The organism is Curvibacter sp. GW821-FHT01G03 (assembly GCF_059422285.1).
In genome coordinates, this window is record NZ_JBWKWP010000013.1 from 131,587 (window position 1) to 145,725 (window position 14,139).

Genomic DNA, 14,139 nt, shown 5'->3' on the forward strand with positions numbered 1-14,139 from the left:
GACCCCCATGACCGCCACCGACACACCCCTCAGTTCGCCCTACGGCACCCTGCCCCCGGCCTCGCCGGTGGCCACCCGCAAGCCGCTGAGCCTGCCGCGCCTGGCCGAGCTGCACGCCCGGGGTGAAAAAATCACCATGCTCACGGCCTACGACGCCACGTTTGCCGCCATGGCCGATGCGGCCGGGGTGGAGTGCCTGCTGGTGGGCGACTCCCTGGGCATGGTCTGCCAGGGCCTGCCCAGCACCGTGGGCGTGAGCCTGGAGACCCTGTGTTACCACACCGAAAGCGTGGCGCGCGGGCTGCGCCGCGTGCAGGGCACGGCCTGGATCATCGGCGACCTGCCGTTTGGCAGCTACCAGAGCAGCCGCGAGCAGGCGCTGGAAAGCGCCGTGGCCCTGCTGCAGGCCGGCGCCCACATGGTGAAGCTCGAAGGCGGCGGCTGGACCACCGAGACGGTGCGCTTCATGGTGGAGCGCGGCATCCCCGTGTGCGCCCACCTGGGCCTGACACCGCAGACCGTGCATGCCCTGGGCGGCTACCGGGTGCAAGGCCGCGGCGACAGCGCCACCCTGCTGAAGGAACAGGCCCGGGCCCTGGAGGCCGCCGGCGCCAGCATGCTGGTGCTGGAGATGGTGCCGGCCACCCTGGCCGGCGAGCTGACCCGTGAGCTGACGCGCTGCGCCACCATCGGCATCGGCGCCGGCCCCGACACCGCGGGCCAGGTGCTGGTGATGCACGACATGCTGGGCATCAACCTGGGCAAGAACCCGAAGTTCGTGCGCAACTTCATGGACGGCGCCGGCAGCGTGCAGGCCGCCCTGCAGGCCTATGTGCGTGCGGTCAAGGACGGCAGCTTTCCGGACCCGGCGCTGCACGCCTGGTGAGTCAAGCCGGATTTTCAGCGTCGATTCTGGAGGTGCTGCGCGTATCGCGCATGCACCAGCACACGATCAAGGTGCACGCGATCACGGCGGTGGCATACCAGTAAAAGCCGCTTTCCAGCCCCGCCTGCTTGAACCACAGCGCCACGTACTCGGCCGTGCCGCCAAACACCGACACCGCCAGCGCATACGGCACGCCCACCCCGGTGGCTCGGATGGCGGCCGGGAACAGCTCGGCCTTCACCACCGCATTGATCGAGGTGTAGCCCGACACGATCAGCCAGGCGCAGGCGATCAGGCCAAAGGCCTCCCAAGGGCCCTGGGCATGGCGGATGGCGGTCAGCAGCGGCACGGTGAAGATCGTGCCCAGCAAGGCAAAACCCACCAGCAAGGGGCGCCGGCCCACGCGGTCGGACAGCGCGCCGTAGATCGGCTGCAGCAGCATGGCAAACACCAGCGACGCGGCCGAGACGGCGGTGGTCTGGCTGTCTGTCAAGCCCACGGACAGACGCAGAAACTTCTGCATGTAAGTGGTGTAAACGTAGAACGCCAGGGTACCGCCCATGGTCAGGCCGATCACCAGCAACACTTCACGCGGGTGCTGGGCCAACTGGCGCAGGCCGCTCAGGGGCTTGGCCTGGCTGCGGCTGGCCTCGAACGAGGCGGTTTCGTGCAAGTCCTTGCGCATGCGCAGGGCCAACACGGCCAGGCCGGCACCGATCAGAAACGGAATCCGCCAGCCCCAGTCGCGCAACTGGGCATCGCTCAGCAACAGGTGCTGCAACACCAGCAACACCAGCAGTGCCGTCAACTGCCCGCCGATCAGGGTCACGTACTGAAAGCTGGCGTAAAAGCCCCGGTGCCTGGAGGTGGCCATCTCGGACAGGTAGGTCGCGCTGGAGCCATATTCACCCCCCAGGCTGAGGCCCTGCAGCAGCCGCGCCAGCAACAGCAGCACGGGCGCCCAGGCGCCCACCACCGCATAGGTGGGAGCGCAGGCAATGATCAGCGAGCCCAGACACATCAGCAGCACCGAACCCATCAGCGCGGTCTTGCGGCCACGGCGGTCGGCGATGCGGCCGAACAGCAGGCCGCCCAGCGGCCGGATGAAAAAGCCCAGGGCAAAAATGCCGGCGGTGGACATCATCTGCGCGGTCGCATCCTGGGCCGGAAAGAAAGAGTTGGCAAAGTACAGCGAGAAAGCGGCGTAGGTGTAGAAGTCGTACCACTCGACCAGGTTGCCGGCCGAGCCGACCAGGATGGCGCGCAGACGCCGGGCTTCGATGCGCTCGGATGGCGAAGCGGGGGCTGAGGGGGTCGCGGCAGCCGAGGCTGCAGCGCCACGGGCGGATGCATTCATGTGGTGTGTCTCCATGCAAAGGGTTTCACGCCATTGTCAAAATCACCGCCCGGCCGCGCATCCGTGCCCGCCGGGGCACCGTTCTGCGTAAAACTACGCAGAAGTCACCGTTCGAGCGGCTGACCACCACCGCTCGCGCTATCGTTGACGCCCACCAGCCCCAGCACGGCCCCTGGCCTTCGCCCCCGACCACCATGCCCAACCCACTCCCGCCCCTGCTGCAGCGCCTGACCCGCCCGCGCCCGCTGGCCTGGCTGGGCCTGGGCCTGCTCACGGCCGCCGCCGTGGGCCTGGCCGGCCATTGGGCCGAACGCCGCGAACTGCAGGCCAAGACAGCCGAGTTGCACCAGGCCGCCGAGGTCTACAGCCTGGCCCTGCGCGGGGTGGCCGAGCGCTACGACTACCTGCCTTACGCGGCGGCCCGCCATCCCGAGGTGCTGGCCTTGCTGGCACAGCCCGAGCTGCCTCTGCGGCGCCAGCAGGTGAACCGCTACTTTGAAGACCTGCGCGGGCGCACCGAGTCGGCCGCGCTGTACGTGATGGACCTGGACGGCCAGGCCCTGGCCGCCAGCAACTGGAACACGCCTCACAGCTTTGTGGGGCAGTCCTACCGGCAACGGCCCTATTTCGAACAGGCCAGCCAGGGGGTGCGCACCACTTTTTACGGGGTGGGTCTGACCACCGGGGCGCCAGGCCTGTTCATTGCCGAACCCGTGCGCCAGCATGGGGTGGTGCGAGGCGTCGTGGCCGTCAAGGTGGGGCTGGAGGAACTGAGCCAGGCCTGGGCCAAGGCCAGCGCCCCGGTGCTGCTGCAAGACAGCCGCGGCATTGTGTTTCTGAGCTCCGAGCCCGATTGGCTGTACCGCAGCAGCCGCCCCCTGTCGCCCGACGATCTGGCCTGGTTGGCCCGCCACGAACAGTACGGCCCCCCGCAGACCCTGGCCTACCCGGCCCTGCCCTGGCGACTGGAGCGAGCGGCCGATCAGGCGGAGTACCGGCTGCGCACCCGACAAGGCGGACGGCAGCGGGAGCTGCTGGCCCTGGACACGCCTTTGCCCGAGCTGGGCTGGACGCTGACCGTGAGCACCGACCTGGCCGACGTGGCCCAGGCCCGACGCCAGGCCCTGGCCCTGGCCACGCTGGGCGCTGCGGTGCTGCTGCTGGCCGCCCTGGGCTGGCAACAGCGCGAGCGCCGCTTTGCCGAACAGCGCCAGGCCCGGCAAGAGCTGGAGTTGCGTGTGCAGGAGCGCACCCGCGACCTGCAACTGGCGCATGCCTTTCGCAAGGCCATGGAAGACTCGCTGCTGGTGGGCATGCGGGCGCGCAACCGAGAGGGCCGCATCATCTACGTCAACCCCGCCCTGTGCGACATGGTGGGCTACCGTGCCGACGAACTGCTGGACTGCCTGCCGCCCTACCCGTACTGGCACCCCGACGAGATGGACCGCCACCAGCGCGACAGCGAGGCCACCTTGCAGGGCCGCGCCGCGCCCCAGGGCTTCGAGTCGCGCATCCGCCACCGCGACGGGCATGACGTGATCACCATGGTCTACACCGCCCCGTTGATCGACGCGGAGGGCCAGCACCAGGGCTGGATGAGCTCGGTGGTGGACATCACCGCCCAGCGCCAGGCCGAACAGCGCCAGCGCGAGCAGGCCTTGCAGCTGCAACGCAGCGCCCGCCTGGCCAGCCTGGGCGAAATGGCCTCCACCCTGGCCCACGAGCTGAACCAGCCACTGACGGCCTTGACGAACTTTGCCCTGGCCGCCCAGGCCCTGGCCCGCCAGGGCCCCCCCGAACTGCTGCAATCAGCGCTGGGCGACATCGTGGCCCAGGCACGCCGCGCCGGCGAGATCGTGCAGCGCGTGCGCGGCCTGATCCGGCCCCAGGGTGGCCAACACCAGGCCTGTCAGCTGGCCCAGGTGGTGGAGCGCGTGCAGGGCTTGTTGCAGGCCGAACTGGCCGCCGCCCCACTGCGGCTGGACCGCCATGCGCTGGCCGCCCTGCCCCCCGTGCGCGGCGACCGCCTGCTGCTGGAGCAACTGCTGATCAACCTGCTGCAGAACGCCCTGCAGGCCACCGAGCACCTGCCGGCCGCGCGACGGGCCATCGAACTGAGCGCCAGCGTGCAGGGCGAGCAGCTCGAACTGTGCGTGGCCGACCACGGCCCGGGCGTCTCGACAGCCCTGCGAGAACAGGTGTTCAACCCCTTTTTCAGCACCAAGGCCGATGGCCTGGGGCTCGGCCTGAACATCTGCCGCACCCTGGTGGAAGCCCATGGCGGCCAGTTGGGTGTGCGCGAGCGCCACGACAGCCAACCCGGCGCCGTCTTTTTCTTCACCCTGCCCCTGATGCCCCCGATGCCCGTGACACCCCAGCCAGCTTCGGCCCCCGCCACCCCATGAGCCCCACCACCCCCACCCTGTTCCTGGTTGATGACGACGAGGCCGTGCGCCGCTCGCTGCTGCTGCTGCTGTTTGCCCAGGGCCTGCCGGTGCAGGGCTTTGAATCGGGCGAGGCCTTCCTGCAGGCCTTGGCCCCAGGCCAGACCGGTTGCGTGATCCTGGACTTGCGCATGGGCGGCCTGAGCGGCATGGCCGTGCTGGAGCAACTGCGCCAGCGCCGCAGCCCCCTGGTGGTGCTGTTCCTGTCGGGCCACGGCGACATTCCCACCGCGCTCGAGGCCATGCGCCAGGGCGCCTTCGACTGGGTGGTCAAACCCGACACCGCCCGCCTGCTGGAGCGCCTGCCTGCGGCCCTGGCCGAAGCCCAGGCCCGCGCCCGGGCCCTGCAGCAATGGGACAGCCTGACCCAGCGCGAACGCGAGGTGGCCCGCCTGGTCGGCCTGGGCTGGGCCAACAAGGAGATCGCGCGCCAGCTCGAGCCGCCCTGCAGCCCCCGCTCGGTGGAAACCCACCGCGCCCACCTGTTCGCCAAGCTGGGCCTGGGCAATGACAACGAGCTGGGGCGGTGGTTGACGCGGCAGGGGTGGTTGGTGGGGGGCGGCTAAACGCATGGCGCAGGGGTCGCGCTCTGGCCCGCCCCGCTCGCGCGCCGCGTCAAGGCACGGCCGGCTGGCGCCCGGTGGCGTTGCGATAGAAGACGCCGAACTCAGCGGCAGGCATGGCCCGGGCAAACAGCCAGCCCTGGTAGACCTCGCAACCATGGCTGGCCAGGAAGCTGCGTTGGGCTTCTGTCTCCACGCCCTCGGCCACCACCGACAGGCCAAGGCCATGAGCCAGAGCGATGATCGAGCGCGAGATCTGCGCATCGCTCTGGTCGTGGGGAATGTCCTGGATGAACCCCCGGTCGATCTTGATCGTCGACACCGGCAGGGCCTTCAGGTAGGCCATGGACGAGTAGCCGGTACCGAAGTCATCGAGCGCCACGCTGCACCCCATCCCGACCAGGGCCTCCAGCTGCTCCCGCGCCAGGGCCGGGTGCATCATGGCCACCGATTCGGTGATCTCGATCTCCAGCAGGTGGGCTGGCGCCCCGGACGAGGCCAGCGCTGCGCGCACGCGTTCCGGCAGTTGGCCCTGCCGGAACTGGTGCGCCGACAGATTGACGGCCACGCGCAAAGCCATGCCCTGCCGGGCCCAGTCGGCGATCTGCTGGCAGGCGGTGACCAGCACCCAGTCGGACAGGGGCAGGATCAGGCCGGTTGACTCGGCCACCGGAATGAAGCGTGCCGGAGACACCTCGCCCAGCAGTTCGTCATGCCAGCGAAGCAGGGCTTCGGCGCCCACGATGTCACCGCTGCGCAGGTCGACCTGGGGCTGGTAGTGCAAGGCCAGGCGGCCACGGCCGATCGCCTCCTTGAGGCGAAGGTGCATCTGCAGGTTCTCGTGCGCCCCCAGATGGAGGTGTGCCGAATAGCAGGCCTGGGCGCCCCGGCCCGATCGCTTGGCCTGGTACATGGCCATGTCGGCGCAGCGCATGAGGCCTTCGCTGTCCTGCGCGTCGTCAGGGAAGAAAGCGATGCCCAGGCTGCTTCCCGAGAGCACATCATGGCCATTCACCACGAAGGGCTCGTCCAGCACCGACAACAGTTTGGCCGCCACCTGGGTGGCTTCTGCCACCTCGCCCACGTCCGGCAACAGCAGGGCGAACTCGTCGCCCCCCAGGCGCGCCAGCAGGTCACTTTCACGCACCGCCTGGCGCAGGCGCTGGCTGACCTGAATCAGCAGCTCATCCCCTGGACCATGGCCAAAGGTGTCGTTGACGGTCTTGAAATCGTCCAGATCGAGGAACAGCACCGCTACCCGATGCCCCGTGCGCCGGCCGTGGGCCAGCGCCTGCTCGAGTTGCAGATTGAACAACCAGCGGTTGGGCAGGTCGGTGAGCTGATCATGGGTGGCCCGGTGCCGCAAGGAGTCTTCAAAGCCCTTGCGCTCACGCAGATCGCGCACATAGGCGATGGCATGCTGTTGCTGCTCGTCTTTCCAGTGACCCAGCGAGATGTCCACCGGCACCATCACGCCGTCGGCCCGGCGCAGTTTGAGCTCGATCTGCCCCATGGCCCGGGCATCGCTTTGCTGAAAAAAGGCACGCATCGATTGCGCATGGCGTGCCCGCAGCTCCGGAGGCAGAAAGATGTCGACGTTCTGCCCGATCAATGCCGAGGCCTCGTAGCCCGACATCTGGGCCATGGCAGGGTTCGCCATCAGGATGCAACCTGTCTCGCTGATCCACAGCACACCGTCCGGGGCCACGTTGAGCACCAGGCTCTCGCGCAGGCCTTGCACCGCCATGCGCTCCAGAGGCCGGCGCAAGGCCTCATGGAAGGTGGCGTGGAAAAGAAACAGGTACCCGGCCAATTTGTAAGCCTGACTGCTCAGGACAATCCAGCTCCGATTCGCGTCGTTCTGCAAGGTCCCCAGCAGCGCGGCCAAGGCGGACAAGGACACGGCAAATGCCAGGGCCATCACGCACTCCGTGACCAGCGAGGCCCGGCGGCGCCACAACACCACCGCCGAGGCCACGTGGAGGCCGATCACCCCCCACTCCAAGCCCACCTTGAGGGGTGTCAGGCCCCACTCAGGCTCGAACAGGACGGGCCAGTCGCCAGGCTGGGCAATGCACCAGGCCGCCAGGCCGATGCTCAAGAGCGCCACCCCGGCCACCGCCAGGCGTTTGGCCTTCAGGCTGTATTGCGGCAACACCGGCAAGGACACAAACAGCAGCAAGGCCAGTGCGGCCACCCAACGGGCCGCCATGGACAGCAGCATGGTTCTCTGCACGGTCTGCGCAGGGCCGATGGCGGGCATGCCCGGCAAGACCATCAGGAGACTGAACTCCAGCATCGCGACGGCCAGAAACGCCAGGCCCAGGGTGACCACCGCCCCTTTGCGGGCCGACAGGATCGCGCGATAGCCCGTGACGAACACGAGCAAGGCCACCACCACCGACACCAGGCCCATGGCACTGCGAGCCCACAGCCACTGGGCCTCCGACAGAGGCCAGATCGGCTCGGGCTGCAGCAACCGGAGCGCCAGCGGCAGGGCCAGCAACAGCAGGGCAAAGCCCAGCACGCGCTGCACAGGATGGTCGTGCCCTTCCGCCAGGTCGGCCCGCCAATCGCCGAGATGGTGCGCCACGTCAGGTGTGTTCACGGGGCGAAGACCTGCACCGCCGCCGTCAGCCTGGCCACCTGCTCGCCCATGGCCGATGCGGCGGCCCGGCTTTGCGACACCATCTGGGCGTTCTGTTGTGTCATGCGATCCAGCTCCGCCATGGCCTGTCCGACTTGCAGAATGCCCGTTGCCTGGGTTCGCGAAGCCTGGCCGATGGCGCCCATCAGGGCCTGGACGCGATCGACCTGGCTCACCACGTCGGACATGGTCTGTCCGGCCACGGAGACCAGGGCGGCACCGCTGTCGACCTTGTGCACCGAATCGTCAATGAGCTTCTTGATCTCTCGTGCCGCCTCGGCCGAGCGCCGGGCCAGCACACGCACCTCCGAGGCGACGACCGCAAAGCCCCGCCCATGCTCGCCGGCTCGCGCCGCCTCGACGGCGGCATTCAGTGCGAGCAGATTGGTCTGGAAGGCAATGCCGTCGATCACTCCGATGATGTCGGCAATGCGGCGGCTGGACTCCGAAATCAGGCCCATGGTGGCGACGATGTCATCCACCGCCTGTCCGCCGCTGAGGGCGGCCTGGGTGGCCAGCGCAACCACGTCGCCGGCATCGCTGGCGGCCCGGTGGTTCTGCTGCACAGCCTGGGTCTGCTGCGCCATGGCCGCCGAGGTCTGCTCCAGCGCACTGGCGGCCTGCTCGGTGCGGTGGGCCAGTTCGGTGTTGGACGCAGCCACCTGTTCACTGGCGCGCTGCAGGCCCGCCACCTGCTCCTGAACGTCGGACATCAGCGAGTGGAGATTCAGGCCAGCCTGATGGATGGAGCGGGCAATCACCCCAACCGAGTCGCAGCGCTGCAGGCCCAGGTCCTGAGCCACCTCGCCCTGAGCCACCTGTTCGGCCAGGGCCTGGATTCGGCCCAAAGGGGAGACCAGCTGAAACTGCAGAAACCCCCAGACCAGCAGCAAGGCCGCCAGCATGGGCGGGATCAGTTGCCATTGCTGGCGCCCGTCCAGCCCGGCCGCAGCCATGGTGGCGAGCAGGCTGAGGCCGAGCAGCGCCATCGGCAACCCAAGGCGCCACCGGGTTGGCAGCAGTTGCAGGACCCCGAGCCAGGCCAGCAGCCCGGTGCGCACCACCAGACCCCGGTGGAAGCGCCAACCCTTGGCCTCGCCTGCCCGGAACCGCGAATAAAGACGTTCGGCCGCCTCGACCTCCGCGCGCCCGGGCCGGGTGCGCACCGACAGGTAGCCGGTCAGCACGCCGCGGCGCCTCATGGGGGCCGCATTGGCCCGCACCCAGTAGTGATCGCCGTCCTTGCGCCGGTTCTTCACCAGGCCAGACCACGAACGACCGGAGCGCAGACTGCGCCACATGTCTGCGAACGCCTCGGGAGGCATGTCCGGGTGCCGCACCAGGTTGTGGGGCTGCTGTCGCAGTTCATCAGGGGTGTAGCCGCTGGCACGCACAAAGGCGGCGTTGCCGTAGGTGATGTGGCTGTCGACATCGGTGGTGGACAACAGCGTCTCGGAAGCCGGGAAATCAAATTCCCTCTGGGTCACCGGCAGGTTGAGCTTCATCGGGGCCCCCGGCCGCCGCAGCCCGGCCGAACCCTGTCGAGCCGGTACCGCCCCATGCCCTTGCCCGCCCCCAACCTCAAGGCCGGGTCCGCGCCATGCGCCAGGCCACGCGCGGCGCAGGTGATTGAAAGAAAGCCCATGAACACCCCATCTCTCGAATGAAAGAGTCGTTTCACCGCCGCGCCTCAACAGGGTCACGGCGACGGATCAACGAGGCGGGTTCTTGGCCTCAAAACGAAACAGTGACATGCATCAAGGTCACCACTCCATTAACATGTTATTACAAATAACCAAAAATGAACAGAAGTGAACCCTCAGATTTGGTGAATCACTTCGAAAGAGCGGATCAATTCCGCCGCCACCTCGGCCAATTTGCGACGCTGGGAACGCGCAGTGGCCCGCAGGCGCTTGAAAGCCAGGTCACGGCTCAAGCGGTGCTCGACCATGGTGATGCCGACCGCCACGCTGATGTCACGCTCCAGATCCAGCGCGGTCTGCAACTGAGCGCCGGTGCTGCGCAAGTCCCGGAGTTCGTGCGAGCGCATCAACGCCGCCTTGATGGCGGGCACCATCTGAGGCACGTCCAGAGGTTTGACCAGGTAGCCCAGCGCCCCGGCGCTGGTGGCACGCTCGACGGTGCGGGCATCGCTGTAGGCACTGAAGACCACAAAGGGCAGGTTGTCGAGATCGCGCAGGCTGTCCGCCAGGCTCAGGCCTTCGTCATCCGGCAGGTGCAGATCCAGCAACACCAGGTGCGGGCGCTGCCCGGCCGACAACAGCTCTTCGGCCTGGGCCACTGACTCGGCCGTGCTCACTCGGTAGCCCGCCTGCGTCAAGCCCTGCGACACCGTCGACAGGATCAGCCGATCGTCATCAATCATCAACAGGTGCACCTGGCCCCAGGCCAGCTCCGCGGGGCTCATGAATACGCTCCAGGCAGCAGCGAAATGACCGGCGCCCCCAGCACCAGCAGGGTGTTCACCCCCAGAGGCGATTGGCTGTGAGACAGGCGGGCCCCCGCGCGAGGCATCAGCATCTCGACCAGGCCCAGCCCAACGTGCTCGTCACCGGCCACCGGCTGCCAGGAGCCGGCGTTGAAAATCGACATCTGAACCTGATCCTCGGACTCTCCCTTGCACAGACTGACCTGCACCCGGCTCTGCGGATCACGCCGGTGCTTGACGGCATTCAACATCAGTTCATTGAGGATCAGGGCCACCGGCACGGCCTCGGACGCCGCGAGCAGGCAAGGCTGCCAGGGCGTGGGAATGTCGATCCCGATCTCGGTCTGGAACAAGGCCCCCACGCCCAGGGCGATCGAAGAAGTGAGTTCGCACAGGCGCACCTGCTCCAGTGTGGATCGCCCCTGCAGGCCATGGATCACCGCCACACTCTGGACCTGGGTCACCGCATGGTTGATGGCCTCCAGTGTGTCGGGGTGCTGATAGCCGAAGGCGCGCAGGATGCCCACGATGCCCTGCAGGTTGTTCTTGATGCGGTGATGCACCTCCCGGACCAGGGCATGGCGTTGGGCCAGGTTCTTGGCCAACTGCTCTTCCCGGCGGCGGCGGCGCTCGGTCACGTCGGACACCAAGCCCGCGTAATGGGTCACAGCACCCTCTTCGTCCTGCACCAGGGTGATCGAATACCAGAGCGTGACCAACTCGCCATTGCCCCGCACGAAGGTGATTTCTTCGTCAAACTCGCCGCGGGCCTGCAAGGCAGTCCAAAAACCCGATTGATCGGATGGCGTCAGACTGCTGCCCTGCAGGATGTCCCAGGCCTTGCGGCCCATCAGGGCCTGGCGTTCGTACCCCAACAAGTCACACAGGGCTTGATTGACCCGCACCACGGTGTGCGTGGTGTCGATCAGTACCATGGCCTGCTGACTCTCGAACACCTTGCCGACAATGCGCAACTCGTCTTCCAGGGCCTTTTGCCGCGTGACATCGCGGATGACGACCAGAAATCGCTGCTGCCCCTCGCAGAGACGGTGGCGCCGGTAGACCGAGACCTCCTGCCAACGGTGCCCTGCCAGCCCGTCCACCGGGTGGCGGTGCCCACAGGAAGTGCCGGTTTGCGCCGCCGCCTGCAGCGCTCGCCGCAGCAGGGGCAGATCCACCTCCAGCCCTGCCGGACAGGCCGGCTGATCCGTTCCGGTCACCTCGGGCCATCCGGCCGAATCGACCAGGCGCCCTTGAATATCCACCTCCACCATGCGATCAGGAAACCCCATGCTGGTATCGGTCAACTCTTTGCTGAAACCGCGCAACTCCTGTTCGCGCAGCTTGCGCAAGGTGGTGTCTGCATGGGTTCCGACCATGCGCAGCGCCCGCCCATCAGCCCCCCGTTCCGTCACCTGGCCGCGGGCCAGAATCCACAGGTACGAACCATCCGCACAACGCATGCGGTATTCGGCAACATACACAGGCCATCGCGCTGACAAGTGCAAGTCCAGGCGCCTGCGCACCTCCGCTCGGTCGTCCGGATGCTGCAAATGCCCGGCATCCGCCTCGGTGCTGCCCAGCGTCGCTGGCAGGTGGCCCAGCAGGGCCGCCAGGCGACCGCAATAGTGCAGGCGGTCGTTGGGCACATCCCACTCCCACACGCCATCGCCCGCGGCCTCCAGCGCCTGCTGCCAAGGCATGGAAACCGCTTCGACGGCCTGGCCCGGGCCCATCCCGAGGACCGCCGACTGACTCGCTTCTTGGTGTTGCATGGTTTCATTCCGGAACATCGCCGCCCTGAACCCGTCCAGGGCAAGGCCGCTGTTACCAATTGTGAATGATGGCGCCCCCCCTTCGAATTGAGATGAGTCCATCAGGTGACGCGGCGCCCTGGCCTGCCGGGCACCTGCAAGCGCCACAGGGCAACCGGTCAAAAGGCCGGTCGATCGGCTCAACAGACCTGCACCCGCATAAGCGGGCCGCCCATGCTCAGCCCAGCCGCGCCGGAATCACCCCTCGCAGGCTGTTGACAAAGGCCAGCGCCTGCACCCGGGGCAGCTCGCTCACGTGCACCACGCCCTCGCTCAGCCAGCCCTCCTGCAGCGCAGCTTGGCGGCCCACGCCATCGAGCAGGCCGCAGTGCAGCGCGGGCGTCAGCCACTGGCCGTCCAGCAGCAGGGCCACGTTGCCGCGGGTGCACTCGGTGAGCTCGCCACGCTCGTTCCACAACAGGGTGTCGAAGACACCGGGCTGGGCCGGGGCCATGGCGTCGTAGTGGGCGCGGCGGGTGGTCTTGTAGCGGGTGAATTCGCTGAAGGCCTCGCCAAAGGCCTGGGGGGCCAGGCGCAGGGTGACCTGGGCGGGCGAATCCTCCAGGGCAAAGGCTTCGGCATGGGCCAGGCCCTGGGCATCGAGCAGCAGGCGCAGGCGCCAGCGGCCCTGGGGTTGGCGGCGCACCACCTGGGCCAGCACCTTGTGCACATGGGCTTCGTCCCAGCGCACATTGAAGTGCTGGGCGGCGCGGGCCATGCGGGCCAGGTGCAGTTGGCCGTGGCACAGGGCGCCGTCCTGCAGGCGCAGGGTTTCCAGAATCTCGAAGGGCTGGCTGGCGCGCTCCAGAAAGCCTTGCTTGTGTTGCCACTCGCGCCATTCGCCCGCAGCCTCGGCGGTCGCGGTGATGCCGCTGCCGACGCCGCAGCGGGCCTCGCGCCCCTGCAGGCCCACGGTGCGGATGGGCACGTTGAAGGTGGCGGCCCCACCGGGGCGCAACACGCCGATCGCGCCGCAATACACCTCACGGGGCCCGGCCTCCAGCGCCTGGATGGCTTTCATGGCCTGCACCTTGGGCGCACCGGTGACCGAGCCGCAAGGGAACAAGGCGGTGAACACGTCCAACAGGCGCGTGCCGGGCCGGGTGCGGGCCTGCACGTCCGAGGTCATCTGCCACACCGAGGGCAAGGCCTCCACCTGGAACAGGCGCGGCACACTGACGCCAAAGGGGTCGGCCAGGCGCGACAGGTCGTTGCGCAGCAAGTCGACGATCATCACGTTTTCGGCCTGCTCCTTGGCGCTGTCGAGCAGGGCCTGGCGCCGGGCCGCGTCTTCCGCCGGGGTGGCGCCACGTGGGGCGGTGCCTTTCATGGGGCGGGTGAGCAACTGGCCCTCGCGCCAGTCAAAAAACAGTTCGGGCGACACCGACAGCCATTGCTCTTCACCGGTCTGGATCAGCGCCGCATAACCGCCGGGCTGGGCACGTTGCAAGGCATCGAACAGGGCACGCCCCGCCTCGCCTTCGGTGATGCGCAGATCCGGCTCGGTGTCCACCAACTGCCCCTGGCGCTGCGCCGTGAGGTTGACCTGGTAAAAATCGCCCGCGGCGATCTGCTGCTGCAGGCAGGCAAAGGGGTGCTGAAAATCGGCGGCCTGATCCAGGGGCTGCCAATCGACGCGGGCTGGCAGGGCCTCGCCCTCGTCGGGTGCGGGCCAGGTCCGCGGCTGGTCGAACACGGCAAACCAGGCCAGCGGCCCCACCTGCGCAGCGTGTGCGGCCTGCGCGGCGTGCACCTGCAGTGCCGCATCAAAGGCCGGAGCGGCCTCGTAGCGCAGGTAGCCCACCACCCAGCGGCCGGCCTGGGCCGCGGCCTCGGCGGCCAGCAGCACCGGGGCCACGTCGCTCAGCTCACGGGCCTGCAGCACCTGCAGGGGATGGGCGAAGGCGTGACGGGTGCGCGGGCCAACCGGGTCGTGCGGGTCGGCAAAGTCGAGCAGGACGCGCACCGCCCCCATGGCG

Annotated in this window: 9 protein-coding genes; 3 read left to right on the top strand and 6 right to left on the bottom strand. The window is 68.1% G+C overall.

From position 1 onward, the window contains the following. Nucleotides 1-7 precede the first annotated feature (7 nt). Nucleotides 8-886, top strand: a complete 879-nt coding sequence (gene panB / locus AC07VS_RS19370; RefSeq protein WP_494751747.1) for a 3-methyl-2-oxobutanoate hydroxymethyltransferase — start codon at nt 8-10, stop codon at nt 884-886. A gap of 1 nt (nt 887) precedes the next feature. Here the strand turns inward: panB and AC07VS_RS19375 are convergent, their stop codons facing one another. Continuing rightward, nucleotides 888-2,258, bottom strand: a complete 1,371-nt coding sequence (locus AC07VS_RS19375; RefSeq protein WP_494751748.1) for an MFS transporter — start codon at nt 2,256-2,258, stop codon at nt 888-890. Between the two features lie 179 nt (nt 2,259-2,437). Here AC07VS_RS19375 and AC07VS_RS19380 point away from each other — a divergent pair, with 179 nt between their 5' ends. Then, nucleotides 2,438-4,648 carry a PAS domain S-box protein gene (locus tag AC07VS_RS19380; RefSeq protein ID WP_494751749.1) on the top strand — a complete coding sequence of 737 codons (2,211 nt, stop codon included), beginning with the start codon at nt 2,438-2,440 and terminating at the stop codon, nt 4,646-4,648. Beyond that, nucleotides 4,645-5,253 carry a response regulator transcription factor gene (locus AC07VS_RS19385; protein WP_492348295.1) on the top strand — a complete coding sequence of 203 codons (609 nt, stop codon included), beginning with the start codon at nt 4,645-4,647 and terminating at the stop codon, nt 5,251-5,253. Before AC07VS_RS19380 ends, AC07VS_RS19385 begins: the two co-directional genes overlap by 4 nt. Before the next feature lie 49 nt (nt 5,254-5,302). On the opposite strand, the gene AC07VS_RS19390 is transcribed toward AC07VS_RS19385, so the two are convergent. The 5 genes from AC07VS_RS19390 to AC07VS_RS19410 all read right to left on the bottom strand — a co-directional run bounded on the left by AC07VS_RS19390 (nt 5,303) and on the right by AC07VS_RS19410 (nt 14,135). Next, nucleotides 5,303-7,858 carry a putative bifunctional diguanylate cyclase/phosphodiesterase gene (locus tag AC07VS_RS19390; RefSeq protein ID WP_492348294.1) on the bottom strand — a complete coding sequence of 852 codons (2,556 nt, stop codon included), beginning with the start codon at nt 7,856-7,858 and terminating at the stop codon, nt 5,303-5,305. Continuing rightward, nucleotides 7,855-9,402 (bottom strand): methyl-accepting chemotaxis protein, encoded by a 1,548-nt coding sequence (locus AC07VS_RS19395; protein ID WP_494751750.1) that lies wholly within the window; start codon nt 9,400-9,402, stop codon nt 7,855-7,857. Before AC07VS_RS19395 ends, AC07VS_RS19390 begins: the two co-directional genes overlap by 4 nt. 314 nt (nt 9,403-9,716) lie before the next feature. After that, a complete protein-coding gene (locus tag AC07VS_RS19400) occupies nt 9,717-10,325 on the bottom strand; it encodes an ANTAR domain-containing response regulator (RefSeq protein WP_492348292.1) in 609 nt (202 codons plus the stop codon). Then, nucleotides 10,322-12,121, bottom strand: coding sequence for a PAS domain-containing sensor histidine kinase (locus AC07VS_RS19405; protein WP_494656784.1), 1,800 nt, complete (start codon nt 12,119-12,121; stop codon nt 10,322-10,324). The genes AC07VS_RS19400 and AC07VS_RS19405 overlap by 4 nt, the downstream gene beginning before the upstream one ends. 217 nt (nt 12,122-12,338) lie before the next feature. After that, nucleotides 12,339-14,135, bottom strand: coding sequence for a chorismate-binding protein (locus AC07VS_RS19410; protein ID WP_494751774.1), 1,797 nt, complete (start codon nt 14,133-14,135; stop codon nt 12,339-12,341). Nucleotides 14,136-14,139 lie beyond the last annotated feature (4 nt).